The organism is Paracoccus sp. SM22M-07 (genome assembly GCF_001887735.1).
GTDB lineage: Bacteria > Pseudomonadota > Alphaproteobacteria > Rhodobacterales > Rhodobacteraceae > Paracoccus.
Genome location: NZ_JPKW01000005.1, coordinates 1 through 22069, shown reverse-complemented (window position 1 = coordinate 22069; position 22069 = coordinate 1). Strand labels below are relative to the sequence as shown.

The window sequence follows — 22069 nt, the reverse complement described above, 5'->3', positions numbered from 1 at the left end:
CAGGATGCATTGACGTGGATCAAACGGCGATCAATCGGCGATCGATTGGGGATCAAGCCGGGCGGTCAGTTCGCGGCCATCGGCCCTTCGCCCCCGCCAAGGGCGTGGACATAGGCGGCCACGGCCCGGATCTCGGCCTCGGAGAGGCGGGCGTTCCAGGGCGGCATCACGCCGTAAGGGCCGCGGGTGATGACGCGGGTGACCTGTTCGGGACTGTCGCCGTAAAGCCAGATCGCGTCCGTCAGGTTCGGCGCGCCCTGGGTGCGGTCGCCACGCGCATCTTCGCCATGGCAGGACGTGCAGTTGTCGGCGAACAGTTGGCCACCTGCGCCCGCCAGGGGATCGGCACCGCCGGGCAGGGCCCGCACATGGTCGACCAGCGTGGCGATCTGGTCGGGGGCCAGCACCTCGCCAAAGGCGGGCATCTGGGAAAAGCGGGCGTCGGGGTCGTCCTCGTTCCGGATGCCGTGGCGGACGGTGACGGCGATATCCTCGACCATGCCGCCCCACAGCCAGTCGTCATCCAGAAGGTTGGGATAGCCGATCGCGCCGCCCGCCCCCGATCCGTGACACTGAGAGCAGTTGGTCCGAAAGACCGCCGCCCCCGCATTCATCGCGAAATCCATCAGTTCGGGATTGCGGTCCAGCAGGTCCAGGTCGGTCGTGGTCAGCGATTGCCGCATGGCGGCCTGGCTGTCATCGACCTGTCGGATATGGGTCTGCACGTCTGCCCGCGTGGACCAGCCCAATATCCCTTCGGTCGCGCCGTTGATCAGCGGCCAGGCCGGATACAGCACCACATAGATCGCCGCAAAGACGATCGTGGCATAGAAGGTCCACAGCCACCAGCGGGGCAGGGGGTTGTTCAGCTCCTCGATGCCGTCCCAGTTGTGGCCGGTGGTGTCGACGCGTGCGGGGTCATCCTGCTTTCGATGCTTGGTCATGTCGGGTCCTTGGGCTGGCAGTTGCAGCCGGGGCAGCCCTTGCCGCAGCCGGCCACCGGCGGGGGGCTGTCGCGGAAGATGGCGCGGGCCGCCTCGTCATGGGTGTCGCGGGCGCCGGGGCGGAAGGCCCAAAGGCAGGCGCCCAGAAAGAACAGCGTCATGGCCAGCAGCATCCAGCTGTCGGCGAAATGGCGCAGGATCGAATAGGTGTCGTGCATGCTGCGTCCCCCGGCCTAGCGGCTGCCATCGGCCACGAAGGTCGAAAAATCGACCAGCGTGCCCAGCATCTGCAGATAGGCGATCAGCGCATCCATTTCGGTCAGCGCCGGATCGCGGTCGAAATTGCGCACCTGGGCGCCGGGATAGCGGTCCAGCAGCCCGTCCGTGTCGCCCCAAGGATCAACCTGCACGCGCATGTCGGCGCCTGCGTTCGCGATCATGTCGGGGGTATAGGGCACCCCGACCATGGCGTGGGTTTCCAGCAGGTCGCCGATATGGGTGACCTCCAGCCGGGTGCGCGCCAGATAATCGTATTTCGGCATGACGCTTTCGGGCACGACCGATTGCGGGTCCGACAGGTGGTCGTAATGCCATTCGTCGGAATAGCGGCCGCCGACGCGGGCCACATCCGGGCCGGTGCGTTTCGACCCCCACTGGAAGGGGTGGTCGTACATCGACTCCGCCGCCAGCGAATAATGGCCATAGCGTTCGACCTCGTCCCGCATGGGTCGGATCATCTGGCTGTGGCAGACATAGCAACCCTCGCGGACATAGATGTCGCGGCCCGCCAGCTCCAGGGGCGTGTAGGGGCGCATCCCCTCGACCTTCTCGATGGTGTTCTCCAGCCAGAACAGCGGCGCGATTTCCACGATGCCGCCGATGGTGACGACCAGGAAGGACCCGACCAGCAGCAGCGTGGCGTTGCGTTCCAGCGTGGCATGCCGGTCCAGGATGCCGCGGCGGCGCCGGGGTTCGGAAGCGTTCGGTTCGGGGGTGTTGTGGTCTTGGGTCATGGGGTCACCTTGCCGGAACGGTCGCGATGGCGGGATGGGCCTGGGGCGCGCGGATGGTCATCCACATGTTCCAGACCATCACCAGGCCACCTGCCAGGTAGAGGATGCCGCCCGCACCGCGCACCACGTACATGGGAAACTTGGCGGCCACGGTGTCGGCGAAGGAATTGACCAGGAAGCCGTTGGCATCGACCTCGCGCCACATCAGGCCCTCCATGATGCCGGTCACCCACATCGACGAGGCGTAGAGGACGATGCCCAACGTCGCCAACCAGAAATGCAGGTTGATGGCCGCCATGGAATGCATCTGCGGACGCCCCCACAGGCGCGGCGTCAGGAAATAGAGGCAGCCGAAGGTGATCATCCCGTTCCAGCCAAGCGCGCCGGAATGGACATGGCCGATGGTCCAGTCGGTATAGTGGCTGAGGCTGTTGACCGCGCGGATCGACATCATCGGCCCTTCGAAGGTGGACATGCCATAGAAGGCAAGGCTGGCCACGAACATGCGGATGATCGGATCGGTGCGGATCTTGTCCCAGGCACCCTCCAGCGTCATCAGCCCGTTGATCATGCCGCCCCAGCTGGGCATCCACAGCATGATGGAAAAGACCATGCCAAGCGTCGCCGCCCAATCGGGCAGGGCGGTATAGTGCAGGTGGTGCGGTCCCGCCCAGATATAGAGGAAGATCAGCGCCCAGAAATGGATGATCGACAGCTTGTAGCTGTAGACGGGGCGACCCGCCTGCTTGGGGACGAAGTAATACATCATCCCCAGGAAACCCGCCGTCAGAAAGAAGCCGACCGCGTTGTGGCCGTACCACCATTGGGTCATGGCATCCTGGACGCCGGCAAAGACCTGGACCGATTTCGACCCCAGGATCGACACGGGGATCGACAGGTTGTTGACCACATGCAGCATCGCGACCGTGACGATGAAGGCCAGGTAGAACCAGTTCGCGACATAGATGTGGCGTTCGCGCCGCCGCAGGATGGTGCCCATGAAGACCGCCAGATAGGTCAGCCAGACGATGGTCAGCCAGATGTCGACATACCATTCCGGTTCGGCATATTCCTTGGACTGGGTCGATCCCAGCAGGTATCCCGTCGCGGCCAGCACGATGAACAGCTGGTATCCCCAGAAGACGAACCACGCCGCATTGCCGCCCCACAGCCGCGCCGCGCTGGTGCGCTGCACGACATAGAAGGACGTCGCGATCAGGGCATTGCCCCCGAAGGCAAAGATCACCGCGCTGGTATGCAGCGGGCGCAGGCGGCCGAAATTGGCGTATCCTTCCGACCAGTCGAAGTTCAGCGCCGGAAAGGCCAGCTGGAAGGCGATGAAGGTGCCGACCAAAAAACCCGCGATGCCCCAGAAGGCGGTGGCGATGACGCCCGCGCGGATGGGGCCGTCCATATAGGTTCCGGGCAGGGGCAGGGCGCGGGGTTCATCGACCCGGCGCAACTGCCACAGGCACAATCCACCCGCGACCAGCATGACGATGGTCGCATGCACCGAATAGGCCAGATCGCGCCCAAGGTCTGCTGCCATCGCCGCCAGCAGGGTGATCAGCGCCAGCGTGGCGATCCTTGTAAACTGCATGTCGTCCTCTTGTCGTGGCGCGCCCAAATGGGGGACGCGCCCCGGCAGTCGCACGGGGGACAAGGTCGCTTCCTTGACATGGATCAAACTGGGTTACGAACCCGCCGTCATGGCGGGTCGGTGGAAGGCGTCAGACGATGGGACCGCCATCCCCGTCTTCGCCCGCCTCGGCCGAGAGGGCCTCGAAATCGGGGATCAGGATCTCGCGCGTCTGGCGCAGTTCGATCAGGCCGTCCTTGCGCAGGGCGGTCATCTGACGGCTGGTGGTCTCGATGGTCAGGCCCAGGTGATCGGCCAGCTCCTCGCGCGTCAGGGGCAGGTTCAGCGTGACGCCGCCCCCCGATACGCGCCCGCCCATCCCCTGCGCCTGCCGCCGGGCCAGGCTGACCAGAAATGCGGCCAGCTTTTCGCGCGCCGTCATGCGGCCCAGAACCACCGCCCAGTCCCGCGCCGCATCCAGTTCGTCCAGCGACATGGTCAGCAGGCGGGTGGCGATATGGGGCGTGTCGCGGACCATGCGTTCGAAGGCGCGCCGTTCAAAGCGGCAGATCGTCACCTCGCCCAGGGCCTGCACGTCGAAGGCCGATTGCGCGCGTCCGGGTCGCCCGATGAAATCCGACGGCAGCAGCAGGCCCACGGTCTGTCGGCGGCCATCCTCCAGCGTGCGCGACATGGTGGCGCAGCCCGACACGATGGATGCGAAATGGTCCAGCGTCTCGCCCGCCGAGGCCAGATGCGCGCCGGCCTGAACCGTCTGATAGGTCTTGACCCGCTCCAGCATCGCCAGTTCGTCGGCGTCGCAATCGGCGCAGACCGCGCGATAGCGGATGGGACAATCATTGCATGCGATGCTGGGGGTCAAACGTGCCATGGGACCGTTTTACAGGGCGCTTTGATCTCGATCAATGTCCGACGGGGGCCGGGGCCGTTAATGCGGGGGACATGAGACATGATCCGCTTCATCAGGCCCTGCTGACGGCACGGGCGCCCCGCTATACCAGTTATCCCACCGCGGATCGGTTCACCGACGCGGTGGGACCCGCGCTGCACCGTGACTGGCTGCGGGCGATTCCCCCGGGCAGCACGGTGTCGCTTTACGTGCATGTGCCGTTTTGCCGGCGCCTGTGCTGGTTCTGCGCCTGCCGCACCCAAGGGGCGCGCGGCGACGGGCCGCTGGACCGATACCTGGATTATCTGCACCGCGAGATCGCCATGATCCGCGGCCTGCTGCCGGACCGTGTCAGGGTAGGGGCGCTGCATCTGGGTGGCGGGACGCCCACGATCCTGTCAGCCGACCGGCTGGACCGGCTTGGCACGATGCTGGGCGATGCCTTCGCCCCCGATGGCGCCCGCGTCTCGGTCGAGATCGACCCCTGCGATTGCGACGATGCGCGGCTGGACGCGCTGATGCGGCTGGGGATGAACCGCGCCTCGATCGGGGTGCAGGATTTCGACGCTTCGGTGCAGGCGGCGATCGGGCGCAGGCAATCGGCCGAACGCACGGCGCAGATCGTCGCGGATCTGCGCGCGCGCGGCATCGGCAGCATCAACATGGACCTGCTTTACGGTCTGCCGCACCAGACGGGGCGGCGGCTGGCGCGCACGCTGCAGGCGGTGCTGCGGATGCGGCCCGACCGGATCGCGCTTTACGGCTATGCCCACGTGCCCTGGATGGCCCGCAGGCAGGCGCTGATCCCCGAAAATGCCCTTCCCACCGCCCAGGAACGGCTGGACCTGTCCGATCTGGCGCGCGAGATCCTGCTGGCCAGCGACTATGCCTCCGTGGGCATCGATCATTTCGCCCTGCCCGACGACAGCCTGGCGCAGGCGGCGCGGGACGGCTATCTGCGGCGGAACTTTCAGGGATACACGACCGATCCCGACACCGTTCTGCTGGGGATCGGACCCTCGGCGATCTCTCGCTTTGCCCAGGGCTATGTCCAGAACGCGACCGCCACCGCGGACTGGCAGAAGGCGCTGGACCAGGGTGGACTGGCCACCGCCCGCGGCGTGCAGATGACCGCGCGCGACCATGTCATCGCCGACGTGATCGAGGCGCTGATGTGCCACGGCCAAGCCGATCTTTTCGCCATCGCGTCGGGGGCGGGGCTGACGGATCATTGCCTGGAACGGGCCGAGGCGGCGCTGGCGCGCTATCCGGGGGCGGGGCAGATGCGGGACGCGGTGCTGGTCCTGTCGGATCTGCGCGTGGCCCGGCTGGTGGCGCAGGTCTTCGACGATGGGGCCGCCGGCGGGGAACGCCGATACAGCCAGGCCAGCTGACGGGGACCGGAACGCCCCTGCCTGCGCCGTTCGATGCCCGGGACAATTTTAGCGGCCATGCCCTTGCCAACGCGCCCCTGCCACGCGATCCATGGCACCTGCGCACAGGGGTTTCATGATGCTTCGCTTTCTTCATTCTTCGGACCTGCACCTGGGCAAGGCCTTTGGTGGCTATCCCGAAGGCATCCGCAACCGCCTGCGCGAGGCGCGCCATGGGGCCATCGCCCGGCTGGCGCAGGCGGCCCGCGACGGCGGTGCCGACACGGTGCTGCTGGCGGGCGATACATTCGACGCCGAAACCCCCGCGCCCGATACCCTGCGCCATGCGCTGCGGGTGATGGCCGCCCAGACCGACATCCGCTGGATCATGCTGCCCGGCAACCATGACAGCCTGGCTGCGACCGAATTGTGGCGGCGCATCCTGTCGGAGGATCTGCCCAACCTGCAGGTCGTGACCAACGACACGCCCGTGGCGCTTGGCCCCGACGCGATGCTGCTGCCCGCGCCCTGCACGCAGCGCCGTCCCGGCCGCGACCTGACCGCCGCGATGTCGGCACCGACGCCCGAAGGCTGCCTGCGCATCGGGCTGGGCCACGGCGCCATCACCGATTTCACCGCCGAGGAGGGGGCGGCGGGCATCATCCCCCCCGATCGCGCGCGCCAGTCGGGTCTGGATTATCTGGCGCTGGGCGACTGGCACGGACGGATGCAGGTCAGCCCAGACACCTGGTATTGCGGGTCCCCCGAGGCCGACGGCTTCAAGCATGACATGGCCGCAGGCGCGCTGATGGTCACGTTCGACGGGGCGGCAGGGGTCGGTGCGCAGGTGGATGTCGTTCAGACCGGCACCTTGCAGTGGCGCATGCTGCAGCTGGACCTGTTGCCGGGCGACGACCCCGTGGCCCGGCTGGAGGCCGAACTGCCCGCCGCGCATCTGCGTCGCGACCTGCTGCTGCGGTTGCATGTCTCGGGGCGTCTGCCCCTGGCCGATCGCAGCGCGCTGGAGGCCGGGGCCTTGGCCATCGCCCCCGATTTCGGCTGGTTCGACCATGACCTGACGCAGCTGGCCACCGACACGCGCCCCGACGATCTGGACCAGATCGACCATGCGGGCGCGCTGCGCCAGGCGGCAGAAACTCTGCTGGCCGAGGCCCATGATCCTGCCCTGTCCCTGTCCGAGCGCGAGATCTCGGGCAATGCGCTGGCGCGGCTCTATGCCCTTGCGTTGAAGGTGCAATCATGAAGATCCGCGCGATCGAGTTGACCAACATCCGCCGCTTTGCCGGCCAGACCGCCCGGATTGACGATATCGGCGACGGCGTCACCGTCCTGTCGGAACCCAACGAATTCGGCAAATCGACATTCTTCGACGCCCTGCACGCGCTGTTCTTTGAACGCCATCGCGGTGCCAAGGCGGCGGTCAAGGCGCTGCAGCCCCATTCCGGCGGCGCCCCCGAGGTCGCGGTCGAGATCGACCTGCCGGACGGTCGCTTCCGCATCGAAAAGCGCTGGCTGTCGCGCGCCACCGCCCGCATCCTGCGCGACGGTCGCCTGATCGCCCAGGATGACGAGGCCGAGGCCTGGATCGAGGCGATGATCGGGGGCGGTCTTGCCGGCCCTTCGGGACTGCTTTGGGTGCGCCAGGGCATTCTGGGGCTGGAGCCCGAGGGAAGTTCCGCCAGCGACAGGAACGAACGCGAAAAGGCGTTGGGTGCGCGGCGCGACCTGCTGTCTTCGGTGGCGGGCGAGATCGACATGATGACCGGCGGGCGACGGTTGGACAGCGTGGTGGCCCAGGTGGGCGATGCCCTGTCCCGCCTGGCCACAGCGACCGGAAAGCCCAAGGCGGGCGGTGAATGGCAGCGCGCCGAGGCCGAGGCCGAGGCGCTGCGCCAGTCGCAGGTGGACCTGTCGGACAAGGCCGCCCGCCTGTCGGGCGACCTGGCCCGCCGTGCCGAGGTTCAGCGCGACCTGCGCGACCTGGACGACCCGCAGGCCGACAGGCAACGCCGCCAGGCGCTGGACCAGGCCCGNCCTGGCCCGCCGTGCCGAGGTTCAGCGCGACCTGCGCGACCTGGACGACCCGCAGGCCGACAGGCAACGCCGCCAGGCGCTGGACCAGGCCCGCCAGGCGCAGGCCGCCGCCACCGCCCATGCCGAAAAACTGGCCGAGGCGCAGCGCGCGCTGAAACTGGCCGCGATGACCGAGGAAAACACCCAGGCCCAGATCCGACGGTTGCAGGACCTGTCCGAACGCGTCGCCCGTGCGCAGGCCGACATGGCGCAGGCAGGCGAAGCGGCCACCCGCCACGAAACCCGCGCCGAGGATCTGGCATCGGCCGATGCCGCCGCCACCGCCGCCCTGACCAGGGCGCAGGCCGAAAGCCGCGCCGTCGCCGCGCGGATGGCCCTGGCCCAACGTGCGCAGCTGGCGCAGGCCGCGTGCAGGCAGGCCGATCAGCTGGCCCGCAGCCTGACGCGCGCCGAGGCCCTGCGCGCCACGCTTGAAAGCGATCGCGCCGCGCGCGGGCTGCTGATCGTGACCCCCAAGGCGCTGGCCGCCGCCGAGGAAGCCCGCGACCGGCATGAACAGCTGAACGCACAGCTGGCGGCCGCCAATGTCAGCATCACCCTGACCTATGATGGCCCGGCGCGGGTTGGCGATGCCTCGGGTCCGCTGCCGGCGGGGCAGCATGTGTTGACCCGGACGCGCGATTTCGATCTGCCGGGTATCGGCACCATGCGCATCCAGCCCGGTCGGGGCGCAGGCGGGGATCAGGAGGGCGTCACCAAGGCCGCGCGCCATCTGGATGCCTGCCTGTCCGCCTGCGGGGCCCGGACCCTGAACGAGGCCCGCCACAAGCTGACCGAGGCGCAGCGCCTGGACCAGGCGGTGCAGGGCGCGACCCGCATGTTGGCGGAACTGGCCCCAGACGGGCTGGACGCGCTGCGGCAGGCCCATGCGCAGGCCAGCGCCGATGCCCAGGACGGTGCCGATGCCGACGCGCCCGTTCAGGATCAGGCCGCGCTGGATGCGCAGATGGCCGCCGCCACGCAGGCCGAAGGCGCGGCGCGCGATGCGGCCACGCAGGCCCATGCCGCCTTTCGCACCGCATCCGAGGCGCGGGCCGTGGCGCGTGCGACCTTGGCCTCGGCCAGCCGCATTCTGGAGGCCGCCCTGGCCGAGGCGGGCGACATGGCGGCCCTGTCCAGCGGCCTGCACGACTTGCGTCAGCAGCTGACCGCCCATCAGGCCCGCAAGGCCGAGGCGCAGGCCCATTGCCAGGCACTGGAACGGTCCGCACCCGATCAGGGCATGGCCGTGGCCCAGTTGAAGCGCATGGAATCGGTGGTGGCGCAGGCGCAGGAACGCCGCACCGCGCTGCGCGAGGAACTGGCGACGCTGAACGGTTCGATCGGGACGATGGCCGAACAGGGCATCGAGGAACAGCTGGACGAGGTGCAGGGCAGGCTGGCCGCAGCCCAGGCACGCGCAGCGCGTTACGAAACCGAGGTGAAGGCCCTGATCCGCCTGCGCACCGCGCTGGAGGATGCCCGCCGCAGCGCCCGCGAGACCTATTTCGGCCCCGTCATGCGGGAATTGGAACCGTTGCTGGCGGTGCTGCATGCGGGGGCGTCGGTCCGGATCGACGACCAGACGCTGCTGCCGGTGGCGCTGACCCGCGACGGCCAGTCCGAGCCGCTGGATATCCTGTCGGGCGGCACGCGCGAACAAATCGCCATCCTGACGCGGCTGGCCTTCGCACGGCTGTTCGCGCGCACGGGCATGGCGGTTCCGGTGATCCTGGATGATGCGCTGGTCCACAGCGACGATGACCGGATCGAGGCGATGTTCACCGCCCTGCACCATGTCGCCCGCGATCAGCAGATCATCGTGCTGACCTGTCGCCAGCGGGCCTTCGCGGCGCTTGGCGGCGACAAGGCGCGGGTCAGGATCGCCGCGACATGACGCCGTGCCCGCGTCACGATGCGGGGCAATCCGTGCCGATATCCCAGTAAAGCCCGGCCATGACCTGCATGGCCTCGCGGCAGACCGGCTTCAGGACATGTTCGTTCGGTGCATGCTGGTTGCAGCCCAGATAGCTGTGCGGGATCCAGATCGTGGGCAGGCCCAGCACGTCGGCAAAGCAGTCGTTGGGCAGCGACCCGGCCAGGTTCGGCAGGACATGGGGGTCCTCGCCGGTGGTCCGTTTCAACGAGGCCCGCACATAGGCGACCCATGGATGGTCGGGGTTCAGCCGGGTGGCGCCGAAGATGCCCCGATCGGTCGGCTGGATGCGGACCTTGTCGAAGCCGCGATCATCCAGATGCTGCCGCAGTGCGGGCAGGATGCGGTCGACATCCGTGCCCACCACATAGCGCAGCTGGCAGCGCGCCGTGGCACTGGGGGCGATGGCGTTCACGGGGGCCTCGGGGATGCCGGCCTTCATGGCCAGGATCGCAAAGCTGTTCCAGCCATAGGCGCGTTCGGCGGGGGTCAGGTCCTCCTCGCTCCAATCGGCATCGATCTGCAATGCGCCGTCGGTGCCGATGGGCAGGTCGCGCAGCGCCTCGCGGATGTCGGGGGTCAGGCTGTCGGGTCGCCATTCGGGGATCTGCAGCCTGCCGCGCGCATCGGTGATGGTGGCCAGCGCCTGCGTCAGGATGATCGCCGGATCGGCCAGAAGCCCGCCCCAGTTGCCCGAATGGCGCGCCCCTTCGCGCAGCGACACGACCAGATCGAAGGACACCCCGCCGCGCGACCCCATGAACATGGTCGGGCGTTCCGCGCTGAGCCGCGGCCCGTCCGAGGCGATCAGCACGTCGGCCTTCAGCGCGTCGCGGTGGATCTGCATCATCCGCGACAGGCCGGGGGACCCGATCTCCTCGCTCATCTCGATCACGATCTTGACGTTGAAGCCCAGCCTGCCGCGCACCGCCAGAACGGATTCCAGTGCGGCAATGTTGACCAGATGCTGCACCTTGTTATCCGCCGCGCCGCGCCCGTAAAGCCGGTCTCCGCGTTCGGTCAGGGCGAAGGGGTCAAGGTCGTCCAGCCATTGCCCCGCTTGCCCCCAGATGACGTCGCCATGGCCATAGGTCAGGATGGTGGGCAGGGACGGCTCCTCGATCCTGGTGCCCAGCAGGATGGGGCCGCCCTTGGCGGGACCGTCGGGATTGTCGTGGATGGCGCAGTCGAAACCCGCAGCGGTCAGGCGCGGCAGGATGGCCTGGGCCAGATAGTCCTGCAGCACGTCCCTGCGATCGGGGTTCTGGCTTTCGCTGCGATATCCGACCAGATGCGCCAGTTCCGATTGCAGCCGTCCGCTGTCGACGTGATCGGTGGCATGCGAGACGGCGGCTTCACGGGTCATGGTATCTTGTCCTGTCTTGATGGTCCGGCGGGCGGTGCCGTCAGGATGGCACCTGGCCGGGCGACAGTCGAGCCGTGGCGTCATCGGGTTCCGGCCAGCACTGCCGCGCGGCCTCGGCCACGGCGCGCAGGGGGTGGGTCAGGTGGGGCGATGCCGTCATCACCCGCATGTCCGGCCCATAGCCCCATTCAGCCGCGCGTGCGACCTGGGCGGGGGTCATGGGCGGGACACCGGGATAATCGGCATTGCCATCGCGCATCGCGCCCGCAGGTGGCACGGGCGGCAGATCAAGAAAGCGGAAGATGCCTTGGGAGACCCGCGTGGGCTGCGCCACCAGATCCTCGTACCGGATGACGGCGGCGGCATGCAGCCAGGTCAGATCCTGGCGCAGCCGGTCATGGGCATCCAGCCAGTGGTCGATCAGCGTTTCGGGCGGGTCGGGCAGCCATTTCGCCACGGCCGCCGCGACGGCCTGGGGATGGCGGATGACGATGATGAATTGCGACAAGGGAAACAGCTGCTGGTAAAGGCGCATCCGCGTCATGTTCACGGGCGATTTCTCCACCCGCCATGGCCGGCCCTTGTCGAACCACGGGTCCCAGTCCGCCTGCAGCCGCAGCCGCGTTTCCAGCCGGTTCAACGGGCTTTCCTCGGTCAGGTGCTGGGCGAGATCGGTGGCGAAATGCATGGGCGCGCCGTGGCGGGCGGTATGGGGAATGGCGCCCTGCAGATAGCAGCCCTCGTTTTCGGGGACCGGCGCGTCGCGGATCGCGGCGACCCGGGGATGGTCCGCGATCAGCCGCGCGACCAGCGACGTGCCCGACCGGTGCAGCCCGCCGACGAAGACATATCTGTGATCCGGTCCCATCATCCATCCCCCCGCCATGCGCCGCCCATGGATAGACATGCCCGTTTGCCGTGCAAGCCTGAAGGCCTGACCCGTGGATTAACTTTTATCATCGACAATGTCGTGAACCATGCCAGCCCCCGGGGGTTCAAGCAGCAGAGGGTCGCGACCGACCCGTTTTCAATCATGAGCAGTTCTGCCAAAGGGGGGCCCCGCATGCGGATTCTTCATGTCGCCTTGGGCGGATGCCTGAAGGCTCCGCCCGTCGAATACGGCATTACCGAAGATACCGGCGGGCATATCGCCTATGTTCTGGGGGCGGCGATGGCGCAGGCGCGCGATCCGCGTGTGCGGTCCGTCGATATCGTCACCCGCGCCTTTGGCGACCCGGCGCTGGACCCCGTCCATGCCGACCCCGTCCAGTCCGTCGCGCCCGGCTGTACCATCCGCCGTCTGGTTACCCATGACATGCGTTACCTGAGCAAGGAGTCGCTGCAGGCGCATCTGCCTGCGCTGTCGCGCGCGTTTTGCGACCTGCTGCGCGGCATGGCGGAACGGCCCGACATCATCCACGCGCATTTTGCCGATGCCGCTGTTCTGGCGCGCGCCGCGCAGGCGGAATTCGGGATCGAATGGACCTATACGCCCCATTCGCTGGCCCTGCAAAAGGCGGGCGCCGCTGATTGTCCACAATTGCAGGACCGCATCCGGGCGGAACGCGCGGCCGTCGCGGGCGCGGGGGCGATCATCGTGTCGTCGCGTGACGAGGCGGAACGCCAGCTGCTGCCCTATGGCGCGGACAGCGAGGGGCGGACCCATCGCATCAATCCCGGCGTCTCGCTGGATCGCGACCGGGGGCCGGGTGCCGCGCGCGATCTGATCGCGCCCTTCCTGCGCGATGCGGCCAAGCCGATCCTGCTGGCCATCGCGCGGCCTGTCCGAAAGAAGAACCTTGGCGCCCTGGTCGATGCCTATGCCGCCAGCCCGGCCTTGCAGGACAGGGCCAACCTGGTGATCGTGGCGGGCCTGCGCCACGGCATCAATGCGGGACCCGAGGAACAGGCAGGCGTGATCCGCGACCTGTTCGACCGCGTGGACCGATATGGTCTGTGGGGCAAGGTTGCGTTGCCGGCGCGCCATGACGGGGCGCAGATCCGGTCGCTTTATGCCTTGGCCGCCGAGGGCGGGGTGTTCGTCAATCCGGCGCTGCACGAACCTTTCGGCCTGACCCTGATCGAGGCGGCGCAGGCCGGCGTTCCGGTGGTGGCCACCTGCGACGGGGGTCCCGTGGACATCCTGCAGCAGCTGGAGGCTGGCATGCTGGTCGATCCGACCAACCCCCAGGACATCGCCGCCGCCTGTTTGCAGATGCTGGACCACCCGCGCCGCGACTGGCTGGCGCAAAAGGCCCGGCACAAGGCTCGGGCGGCGTTCAACTGGGACCGTTGGGCAGCGGCATCGATACAGGTCTATGCCGGCCTTCGCCCGATCCGGTCGCGACAGGACGGCCCCGTCATGCGCATCCTGGCCAGCGATATCGACGGCACCCTGACCGGCTGTGTCCAGTCGGCAGGCCGCTTTGGCGCCTGGCACGAGATGCGCCCGCGTGGTCTGATGTTTGCCGTGGCCACCGGCCGGTCCGCCCCCGAGGCGCGGCGCGTGCTGCGCGAATGGCAATTGCCGGAACCCGACCTGTTCATCACCTCGGTCGGCAGCGAGATCTGGCGCCGCGACGGGCAGGGGGGGCTGACGCTGTGCGGCGACTACGCCGATCATCTGTCCGGGGACTGGGACCGCGACGCCGTGACGGCCACCCTGCAGGGCACGGGCATCGCATGGCAGCCCCATTACGAACAGCGGCGCTGGAAGCTGAGCCTGTTCGGCGATGCCGGGGATGCCACCGCCGTCACGCGGGCCTTGGCGGATGCGGGCTTGGCGGCCCATGTCATCGCCTCGCACGGGCGGTTCATCGACGTGCTGCCGGTCCGGGCGGGCAAAGCCGCAGCCCTGCGCTTCGAGGCCGAGCGTCACGGCCTGTCGCTGGCCCAATGCATCACCGCGGGCGACAGCGGCAATGACCGTGACATGCTGATCGCCAGCGGCGCATCGATCCTGCCCGCCAATGCCTTTGACGAGCTGGCGGGCATCACCGGCGTCGGCATCTTCCGCAGCCGCGACCGTCATGCGGCGGGCGTGCTGGATGGCCTGGCGCGGCTTGGCCTGACCGTGACGCCCAAACCCAAGGTTCAGCATGCGTGACCTGCCTATCCAGCCGCAGCGCCCGTTCGGCTATTTCGTCCATCACCAGGGGCGTGGCCACGCCGAACGCTGCGCCGCCATCGTCAACGCCTTGCCGCGGTCGCGGCCCGTGACGGTGTTTTGCGCCGACCCCAAGGTGCTGGGGCCGATGCCCGCCAATGTCACCGTGCAGGCGATCCCGTCCCTGTTCGAACGCACAGGCGCTGAACGGGACATGGACCAGCTGCAGACCCCAAACACGTTGCATTGCGCGCCGGTCGGTTGGCCCGGCATCAGGCAGGCCATGGGCCGGATCGCGGGGTGGTTCGCCAGCGACGATCCCGCCCTGATGATCTGCGATGTCAGCGCCGAGATCGCGCAGCTGTCGCGCATCTGTTCGGTTCCGCATGTGGCGGTTCTGCAGCATGGCGACCGCAGCGATCCCGGCCACCGCGCGGCCTATGACGGTGCGGCGGGGATCCTTGCGCCCTTTTCGGCAGGGCTGGCACAGGATGACTGGGCCCCGTTCCGCCACAAGATGCATTTCGCCGCAGGTCTGGGCGTGTCGGGCGATTTGCCCGACCGGCAGGCCGCGCGGGCGGCATTGGGGTTGGAGCCGGGGCGCAGGATGGCGCTGGTGCTGTCGGGTGGCGGCGGGACCGGGTTCACCGCAGCCCCGCTTGGCGTCGCGGCGCGGGCCTTTCCGGACTGGCAATGGATCAGCATCGGCAAGCTGCAGGGCGACTGGCACGCGACCCAAGGGGCCAACCTGCACCACAAGGGCTGGGTCGATGACGTCGCCACCCATGTCGCCGCCGCCGATCTGGTGATTTCCTCGACCGGAAACACCACCTGCGCGCAGGTTCTGGGGGCGGGGCTGCCTTGGATCGTCGTTCCCGAATGGCGCTATTTCGACGAACAGCTGTGCAAGGCGCAGGCGCTGGCCAAGGCCGGTGCGGCGCAGCACCTGCCGCATCTGCCCTCCAGCGCGCATGCCTGGCGGGCGGCCGTCGACCGGGCGTTGACGGATCATGACGCAGCAGCCCAAGGCCGCCTGCTGGCCCCCGATCCGGCCAAGGCCACGGCCGCATGGCTGGAAACTCTCTCCGAAGGGCTGTGGGGCACGACCCTGACCCTTGAAACCACAGGATGACCTGATGACGACCGTATCTGCACTGACCATCGCCGGAGGGCGCGACCAGCATCTGAAGAATGTCATTCGCGGCTTTGCCGGACAGACCCACCGGATCGACGAACTGATCATCGGCGTGATGCAGGACAGCGATTACGCCGATCTGCCCGAAACGGACTTTCCCATCCGCCAGATCCGCATGTCGGGGCCCGACCTGTGCATGGCGGCGGCCCGGAATGCGGTGGCCGACGCGGCCCGTGGGGATGTGCTGGTTTTTGTCGATGTCGATTGCATCCCCGCGCCCGATTTCGTCCAGACCTATGTCGAACGCATGCAGGGCCGCACCGGCCTGTTCATGGGCGAGGTGCAATACCTGCCGGCAGGCGCCACCGATGGCGGCTTGGATTTCGACCATTTCGCGACGGTCTCGGTCAAGCATTCCGACCGCCAGGGACCGCCTGCAAAGGGGATCGCGCGGTGCGAGGATTATCGCTGCTTCTGGTCGCTGAATTTCGCGATGCATCGCGGTTGCTGGCAGCAGGGGCCGCGTTTCGACGAACGCTTCACCGGCTATGGCGGCGAGGATACCGATTTCGGGCGCGCCCTGTCCGAGGCAGGCACCCCCATCTGGTGGATCGCCGGCGGGCGGGTCTTTCACCAGTATCACCCCCATTGCATGCCACCGGTCCATCACATGGAATCAGTGATGCGCAATGCCGATCTGTTCGCCCTGAAATGGGGGCATCGCACGATGGAGCATTGGCTCTATGCCTTCCAGCTGATGGGGCTGATCCGCAACGACCCCGATGGGCTGGTGGTCCTGCGCCAGCCCGATCAGGCGGATTTCGACCTGTGCAAGCAGCAATCCGACATGCCCTATGCCAATACCCGCCGGGTGATCGATCACCTGCAGGCCCGTGGCGATTGGACCGTCGAACGCACCCGGCAGGTCGAAGGCGCGCAGGCCGCCATGCTGATGCCCGCCGCCGAATGACCGCGCCGTTGCGGATCGCCCTGCTGGCGCATCCGCGCCATGCCATCGCGCCCCCCTTCATGGGCGGGATGGAGGCGCATGCCTGGCACCTGGCCCAGGGTCTGCAAGCGCGCGGCCATGACGTCACCCTGATTGCGGCAGGCGACAGCCGAACCCGCACTGCGCTGCATCCGTTGATGGACCGTCATTACGATGCCGACCTGCCGTGGCACCGGTTTCACGGCACTGCGCGGCTGAACGCCTATCTGGACGACAGCCATGACCGTGCGCTGCAGTGGATCATGGGGCAGGGGTTCGACGTGATCCACAACAACGGACTGCATCGGTTTCCGCCGCGCATGGCGCGACGGCATCGGATGCCCATGGTCACGTCGTTGCATGTGCCGCCCTTTGACACCCTGCTGCGGGCGATGCGCGACAGCGTGGCGCCGTGGCATCAGGTCACGGCCTGTTCGCGGACACATCTGGCGGAATACTGGCCGCATGGCGCGCCGACGTCGTGCCATGTCGTACCGAACGGGATCGATATGGCCGACTGGCCCTTTGCGCCGCAGGGACAGGGGCATGCCATCTGGGCAGGTCGCATCACGCCCAACAAGGGAACCCATCTGGCCATTCGCGCCGCCAGGCGGGCCGGGGTGCCCCTGACGATCTTCGGCACGATCGAGGATCGCGACTATTTCGACAGCCATATCCGGTCCGAACTGGGTGGCGACATCCGGTTCGGCGGCCATCTGTCGGGGCGGGATCTGGCGGTCGAATACGGGCGCGCCTCGGTCATGCTGTTCACCCCGCAATGGAACGAACCCTTCGGCCTGACCGCGCTGGAGGCGATGGCCTGCGGCACGCCCGTCGCCGCCATCCGCATGGGGGCCGTGGCCGAGGTGATCGGTCCTGCCGGCAGCTATGCCGCGCCCGACGGGCATGATCTGGATCTTGCGATGCTGCGCGCCATGGCGGTGCCGCGCGCCGCCGTTAGGGACCGCGCCGCGCGGCTGTTCGGGATGGACGCGATGCTGGACCGCTATGACGCGTTGTACCGGACTGCCATCGCCAACCGGAACGCCCCCGCGCCGCCGGTCGATTACGCGGCCATCGAACTGCCGCCCCTTTGCGGACATGCGGGGCGGGTGGCGTCAGATGATGTGGCCGTCCAGGACCGTCTCGTGCGTCAGGCGCGCCAGCAATTCCAGTGACGGCTGACCCGGCGCCGCCTGTCTGCGGGTCATGCCGACCGCGCCGGACAGGAAACCCGCCCCGGTTTCCCATTGCACCAGGTCGCCGCGGTCCAGCTCATCCTCGACCACCCCGCCAGAGATGAACCACAGCGCATCCGACCCCGCCAGGATGCCGCGCCCGACGGCCAGCGCGGCGGTTTCGAATGCCGGCTGGACCGAGGCCAGGTTGCGGGCCAGCAGATATTCGTCCACCGCCCGCCGGATCAGCGCATCCGCAGGCGGCAGGATCAGCGGACAGCGTGCCAGGACCTGCGCCACCGGCTGCCCCCGCATCGGATGATGCGCCGCCGAGACAAGCGCGATCCGGTCTTCGTACAGATGTTCGAAGCGCAGCCCCGCCATGTCGCTGGCCGCGGGCATCCGCCCGATCATCAGGTCGATCCCGCCATCGCGCAGCAGGCGGACCAGATGCGAATGCGGTCCCGTCTCGACCGACAGCGTCACCCGCGGTGCCGCGTGCCGGAACCGCAGCGCGACGCGCGGGAACAGCCGCGTCGCCGCCGTCGGCAGCACGCCGACCCGCAGCCGACCCCCATGGCCCGACGGATGCAGCGCCTCGGCCCCGGCCTCCAGCATCTGCAACGCGGCGGCGGCGTGGCGGCGGAACAGCACGCCGTTGTCGGTCAGGACCAGCCGCCGCTTTTCGCGCAAAAACAGCGTCGCCCCCAGAAGATCCTCCAGCTCGGCCAGGGTGCGCGACAGGGCGGGCTGGGTGATGCCCTGCGCCCGGGCGACGGCGGACAGCGTGCCATTGGCGGCGATGTCCAGAAAGGCACGAATATGGCGCAGCTTGATGGCGGGATGCATAATCATACAGGCATGAACCAAGGCGTATTTGGCATTATCTGCGGGTTTTTCTTTGTGCCACGTTATGGACAGGAGGAGCCCCTATGCAAGTCTTGAACCGCGCCGATGGTGCGTTGCATTACCTTATTGACGGCCCCGATGGGGCGCCGGTGGTGATCTTTGCCAATTCCCTGGGGACGGACCTGCGGCTGTGGGATGCGCTTTTGCCGCTGCTGCCGCAGGGATTGCGCTATCTGCGCTATGACAAGCAGGGGCACGGGCTGTCCGATCTGTGGCAGGCGGACCGGCTGCAGGATCATGCCGACGATGCCATCGCCCTGATCCGCGACGTGGCGCAGGGGCCGGTGGTCTTCGTGGGCCTGTCGATCGGCGGGCTGATCGGCCAGCGGGTCGCCAGCCAGCATCCCGAGCTGGTCCGCGCGCTGGTCCTGTCGAACACCGCCGCTAGGCTGGGCACGCCCGACAGCTGGCAGGACCGCATCGCCGCCATCCGCCGCGACGGCCTGCCCGCCATGGCCGATGGCATCCTGCAGCGCTGGTTCGGCTCGGATTTCCGCGCCACCCCCCAGGTGGCACCCTGGCGCAACATGCTGGCCCGTACCGCACCCGAAGCCTATGTCGCGGCCTGCCATGCGCTGGCGGGGGCCGATCAGACGCAGGCGACCGCCGCGCTGGACCTGCCCACCGCCGTCATCGCGGGGGCCGCGGACGGCGCATCGCCCCCCGACCTGGTGGCGGCGACCGCGGCCCTGATCCGGGGCGCCAGCTTCGACGTCATTACCGGCGCGGGCCACCTGCCATGCGTGGAAACCCCCGCCGCCCATGCCGCGATCATTGCCCCGTTTCTGGAAAGGCACGCCCGATGACCGAACTGACCGACAAGGGGATGGCGATCCGCCGCCGCGTCCTGGGCGACGATCACGTCGCCCGCACCGAGGCGCGCAAGACCGCCTTCGACGCACCCTTCCAATCGTTGATCGCGGATGCCGCATGGGGCCATGTCTGGGCGCGCGACACGATCACCCTGCGCGAACGGTCGATGATGACCATCGCGTTGCTGGCGGGCCTTGGCAATGACGGCGAACTGGCGCTGCATCTGCGGTCCATCCCGAACACCGGCGCCAGCCGCGACGACGTGATCGAGGTGTTGCTGCATGTCGCCATCTATGCCGGCGTTCCGCGCGCCAACCACGCGATCGCGATGGCCCGGGACATCTTTGCCCAGCAGGACGCCGAACAGGAGGACGCCCGATGACCGGCCCGCTTTACCAACGCGACCGCCAATGGCATCCGCCCGCGCTGACGCCCGACTACAAGACCTCGGTCGCGCGATCGCCCCGGCTGGCGCAGCTGTCGCTGGAGGGCGGGGTCTGCGCGTTGACCGGCCCGACTTTCGGGCATGGCGATATCGACGCCCATGACAACAACCTGATCGTGAACTATGCCAAGACCGGCGATGCGATCGGCGAACGCATCCTGGTTCACGGCCGGGTCCTGGACGAGGACGCACGCCCCGTCCCGAATACCCTGGTCGAGATCTGGCAGGCCAATGCGGGCGGGCGCTATCGTCACAAGAAGGACCATTACCTGGCGCCCATCGATCCGAATTTCGGCGGCTGCGGGCGGACCCTGACCGACGATCAGGGGCGGTACCATTTCCTGACGATCAAGCCCGGCGCCTATCCCTGGCGCAACTGGGTCAACAACTGGCGGCCCGCGCATATCCATGTGTCGGTCTTCGGGACATCCTTCGCGCAGCGCCTGATCACCCAGATGTATTTCGAGGGCGACCCGCTGATCGCGCATTGCCCCATCGTGAAATCCATCCCCGATCCGCGTGCCATCGACAGCCTGATCGCGCCGCTGGATCTGAACGCGGCAGCGCCCCTGGATCACCTGGCCTACAAGTTCGACATCGTGCTGCGGGGTCGCCGTTCGACCCCCTTCGAAAACCGACCCGAGGGGAACTGAGATGCCGCAACCCTTGCATTACCTGAAGGAAACCCCATCGCAGACGGCGGGACCCTATGTCCATATCGGGTTGGCGCCCGCCGCCGCCGGTTTCGACATCTATCGCCGGGAACTGGGCACGCAGATCGCCGCGGACGACACCCCCGGCCCGCGCGTGCGGATCACGGGCCGCGTCATCGACGGCATGGGCGCACCGGTCAAGGACGCCCTGATCGAGATCTGGCAGGCGGATGCCAACGGCATCTATCCTCATCCCGGGGATCCCCGCCACGCCGATGCCGCCCCCGGCTTTCGCGGCTTTGCCCGCGTCATCCCCGATTTCGACAGCGGCGAATTCACCATCGACACGATCAAGCCCGGTCCGGTGCCGATGACGGGCGGGGCCGTGGCCGCGCCGCATCTGAACCTGTGGCTGGTCGCGCGGGGGATCAACCTTGGCCTCTCGACCCGGCTCTATTTCGGGGACGAGAACAATGCGGCCGATCCGGTGCTGAACCTGATCGAACAGGCTGACCGCCGCCAGACGCTGATCGCGGAACGGACCGCCGATGGCCTCTATCGCTTTGACATTCGCCTGCAGGGCGACAACGAGACGGTGTTTCTGGATGTCTGACAATGCTTGCATCATCTGCGTGGCCATCACCGGGTCCTTGCCCGGCAAGGACAACAACCCGGCCGTCCCCATCACCATCGATGAACAGATCGAATCCACCCACGAGGCCTTCGAGGCCGGCGCGACCATCGCCCATTGCCATATCCGCGACGACGCGGGAAAACCCACCAGCGACCCCGACCGCTTTGCCCGCCTGCTGGAGGGGTTGCGCCGCCATTGCCCCGGCATGATCGTGCAGCTGTCCACCGGCGGTCGGTCCGGGGCGGGGCGCGACCGCGGGGGCATGCTGCGGCTGTCGCCGGACATGGCATCCCTTGCGGTGGGGTCGAACAATTTCCCCAATCGCGTCTATGAGAACAGCCCCGAACTGGTCGACTGGCTGGCAGCCGAGATGGCCGCGCATGGCGTGATGCCCGAAATCGAGGCCTTCGATCTGTCCCACATCCTGCAGGCCGCGATCATGCACAGGGACGGTCGCCTGCCGACCCGCCCCTATGTGCAGTTCGTGATGGGCGTCAAGAACGCGATGCCGGTCGACCGCGATGTCTTCGATTATTACATCCACACCGTCAAACGGCTGTTCGGCCAGGACGTGCCCTGGTGCGCCGCGGGCATCGGTCCCAACCAGATCGTGCTGAACGAATGGGCGATTTCGTCGGGTGGCCATGCGCGAACGGGTCTGGAAGACAATGTCCGCATTGACCGCGACACGCTGGCACCGTCGAATGCGGCCTTGGTGCATCGTGCGGTGGATCTGTGCGACAGATACGTACGCCCCGTCGCGACCTGGCAGCAGGCGCGCGGCATCCTGGGCCTGACTGCAAGGGGATCGGCATGAAGAAGGTTTACGGGACGGCGTCGGAGGCGCTTGAAGGTGTCTTGCATGACGGGATGTTCATCGCGGCGGGGGGCTTTGGCCTTTGCGGCATTCCCGAGCTGCTGATCGCGGCGATCCGGGACGCGGGCACGAAGGATCTGACCGTCGCCAGCAACAATTGCGGCATCGACGATTTC

General features: G+C 67.8%; 20 protein-coding genes. 12 read left to right on the top strand and 8 right to left on the bottom strand.

What is annotated here, in order from left to right; translation table 11 throughout:
- Positions 1-65 precede the first annotated feature (65 nt).
- The 5 genes from ccoP to fnrL form a co-directional block, all read right to left on the bottom strand.
- A complete protein-coding gene (gene ccoP / locus IE00_RS09635; protein ID WP_072296918.1) occupies positions 66-944 on the bottom strand; it encodes a cytochrome-c oxidase, cbb3-type subunit III in 879 nt (292 codons plus the stop codon).
- Positions 941-1162, bottom strand: coding sequence for a CcoQ/FixQ family Cbb3-type cytochrome c oxidase assembly chaperone (locus tag IE00_RS09630; protein WP_072296917.1), 222 nt, complete (start codon positions 1160-1162; stop codon positions 941-943). The genes ccoP and IE00_RS09630 overlap by 4 nt, the downstream gene beginning before the upstream one ends.
- Positions 1163-1177: 15 nt before the next feature.
- Complete coding sequence (ccoO, locus tag IE00_RS09625; RefSeq protein ID WP_072296916.1) at positions 1178-1957, bottom strand: cytochrome-c oxidase, cbb3-type subunit II; 780 nt, start codon at positions 1955-1957, stop codon at positions 1178-1180.
- A gap of 4 nt (positions 1958-1961) precedes the next feature.
- Complete coding sequence (gene ccoN, locus IE00_RS09620) at positions 1962-3557, bottom strand: cytochrome-c oxidase, cbb3-type subunit I (RefSeq protein ID WP_072296915.1); 1596 nt, start codon at positions 3555-3557, stop codon at positions 1962-1964.
- Positions 3558-3687: 130 nt separating this feature from the next.
- Positions 3688-4428, bottom strand: coding sequence for a transcriptional regulator FnrL (gene fnrL, locus IE00_RS09615; protein ID WP_072296914.1), 741 nt, complete (start codon positions 4426-4428; stop codon positions 3688-3690).
- Between the two features lie 71 nt (positions 4429-4499).
- On the opposite strand from fnrL, the gene hemN reads away from it, so the two are divergent.
- Both hemN and IE00_RS09605 read left to right on the top strand, forming a co-directional pair.
- Positions 4500-5840, top strand: coding sequence for an oxygen-independent coproporphyrinogen III oxidase (gene hemN / locus IE00_RS09610; RefSeq protein ID WP_072296913.1), 1341 nt, complete (start codon positions 4500-4502; stop codon positions 5838-5840).
- A gap of 118 nt (positions 5841-5958) precedes the next feature.
- The gene (locus tag IE00_RS09605; RefSeq protein ID WP_072297071.1) at positions 5959-7083 is read left to right on the top strand and encodes a DNA repair exonuclease; all 1125 of its coding nucleotides are present in this window, start codon (positions 5959-5961) and stop codon (positions 7081-7083) included.
- Between the two features lie 2740 nt (positions 7084-9823).
- Here the strand turns inward: IE00_RS09605 and IE00_RS09595 are convergent.
- Both IE00_RS09595 and IE00_RS09590 read right to left on the bottom strand, forming a co-directional pair.
- Positions 9824-11215 carry a M20 family metallopeptidase gene (locus tag IE00_RS09595; protein ID WP_072296911.1) on the bottom strand — a complete coding sequence of 464 codons (1392 nt, stop codon included), beginning with the start codon at positions 11213-11215 and terminating at the stop codon, positions 9824-9826.
- A gap of 40 nt (positions 11216-11255) precedes the next feature.
- The gene (locus tag IE00_RS09590) at positions 11256-12122 is read right to left on the bottom strand and encodes a sulfotransferase (RefSeq protein WP_240493838.1); all 867 of its coding nucleotides are present in this window, start codon (positions 12120-12122) and stop codon (positions 11256-11258) included.
- Positions 12123-12278: 156 nt separating this feature from the next.
- On the opposite strand from IE00_RS09590, the gene IE00_RS09585 reads away from it, so the two are divergent.
- From IE00_RS09585 to IE00_RS09570, 4 genes are read left to right on the top strand one after another with little or no spacing between them, the layout of a single operon-like run.
- Complete coding sequence (locus IE00_RS09585) at positions 12279-14321, top strand: HAD family hydrolase (protein ID WP_072296909.1); 2043 nt, start codon at positions 12279-12281, stop codon at positions 14319-14321.
- Positions 14314-15453: a glycosyltransferase gene (locus IE00_RS09580; RefSeq protein ID WP_072296908.1), complete on the top strand. Its 1140-nt coding sequence runs from the start codon at positions 14314-14316 to the stop codon at positions 15451-15453. Before IE00_RS09585 ends, IE00_RS09580 begins: the two co-directional genes overlap by 8 nt.
- A gap of 4 nt (positions 15454-15457) precedes the next feature.
- Positions 15458-16426 carry a glycosyltransferase family 2 protein gene (locus tag IE00_RS09575; RefSeq protein ID WP_072296907.1) on the top strand — a complete coding sequence of 323 codons (969 nt, stop codon included), beginning with the start codon at positions 15458-15460 and terminating at the stop codon, positions 16424-16426.
- Entirely contained in the window at positions 16423-17622 is a 1200-nt protein-coding gene (locus IE00_RS09570; protein WP_205949666.1) for a glycosyltransferase, read from the top strand. The genes IE00_RS09575 and IE00_RS09570 overlap by 4 nt, the downstream gene beginning before the upstream one ends.
- On the opposite strand, the gene IE00_RS09565 is transcribed toward IE00_RS09570, so the two are convergent.
- The gene (locus IE00_RS09565; RefSeq protein WP_083554249.1) at positions 17563-18477 is read right to left on the bottom strand and encodes a LysR substrate-binding domain-containing protein; all 915 of its coding nucleotides are present in this window, start codon (positions 18475-18477) and stop codon (positions 17563-17565) included. The genes IE00_RS09570 and IE00_RS09565 overlap by 60 nt on opposite strands.
- Before the next feature lie 77 nt (positions 18478-18554).
- Between IE00_RS09565 and pcaD the strand changes: the two genes are divergently transcribed.
- The 6 genes from pcaD to IE00_RS09535 form a co-directional block, all read left to right on the top strand.
- Complete coding sequence (gene pcaD / locus IE00_RS09560) at positions 18555-19337, top strand: 3-oxoadipate enol-lactonase (protein WP_072296904.1); 783 nt, start codon at positions 18555-18557, stop codon at positions 19335-19337.
- A complete protein-coding gene (gene pcaC, locus IE00_RS09555) occupies positions 19334-19726 on the top strand; it encodes a 4-carboxymuconolactone decarboxylase (protein ID WP_072296903.1) in 393 nt (130 codons plus the stop codon). The genes pcaD and pcaC overlap by 4 nt, the downstream gene beginning before the upstream one ends.
- Positions 19723-20442: a protocatechuate 3,4-dioxygenase subunit beta gene (pcaH, locus tag IE00_RS09550; protein ID WP_072296902.1), complete on the top strand. Its 720-nt coding sequence runs from the start codon at positions 19723-19725 to the stop codon at positions 20440-20442. Before pcaC ends, pcaH begins: the two co-directional genes overlap by 4 nt.
- Position 20443: 1 nt before the next feature.
- Positions 20444-21055, top strand: a complete 612-nt coding sequence (pcaG, locus tag IE00_RS09545; protein ID WP_072296901.1) for a protocatechuate 3,4-dioxygenase subunit alpha — start codon at positions 20444-20446, stop codon at positions 21053-21055.
- Positions 21048-21893, top strand: a complete 846-nt coding sequence (locus IE00_RS09540) for a 3-keto-5-aminohexanoate cleavage protein (RefSeq protein ID WP_072296900.1) — start codon at positions 21048-21050, stop codon at positions 21891-21893. The genes pcaG and IE00_RS09540 overlap by 8 nt, the downstream gene beginning before the upstream one ends.
- Positions 21890-22069 (top strand): CoA-transferase (locus IE00_RS09535; protein ID WP_305790321.1); only part of this gene is annotated, 180 nt, incomplete at its 3' end. The genes IE00_RS09540 and IE00_RS09535, both read left to right, overlap by 4 nt.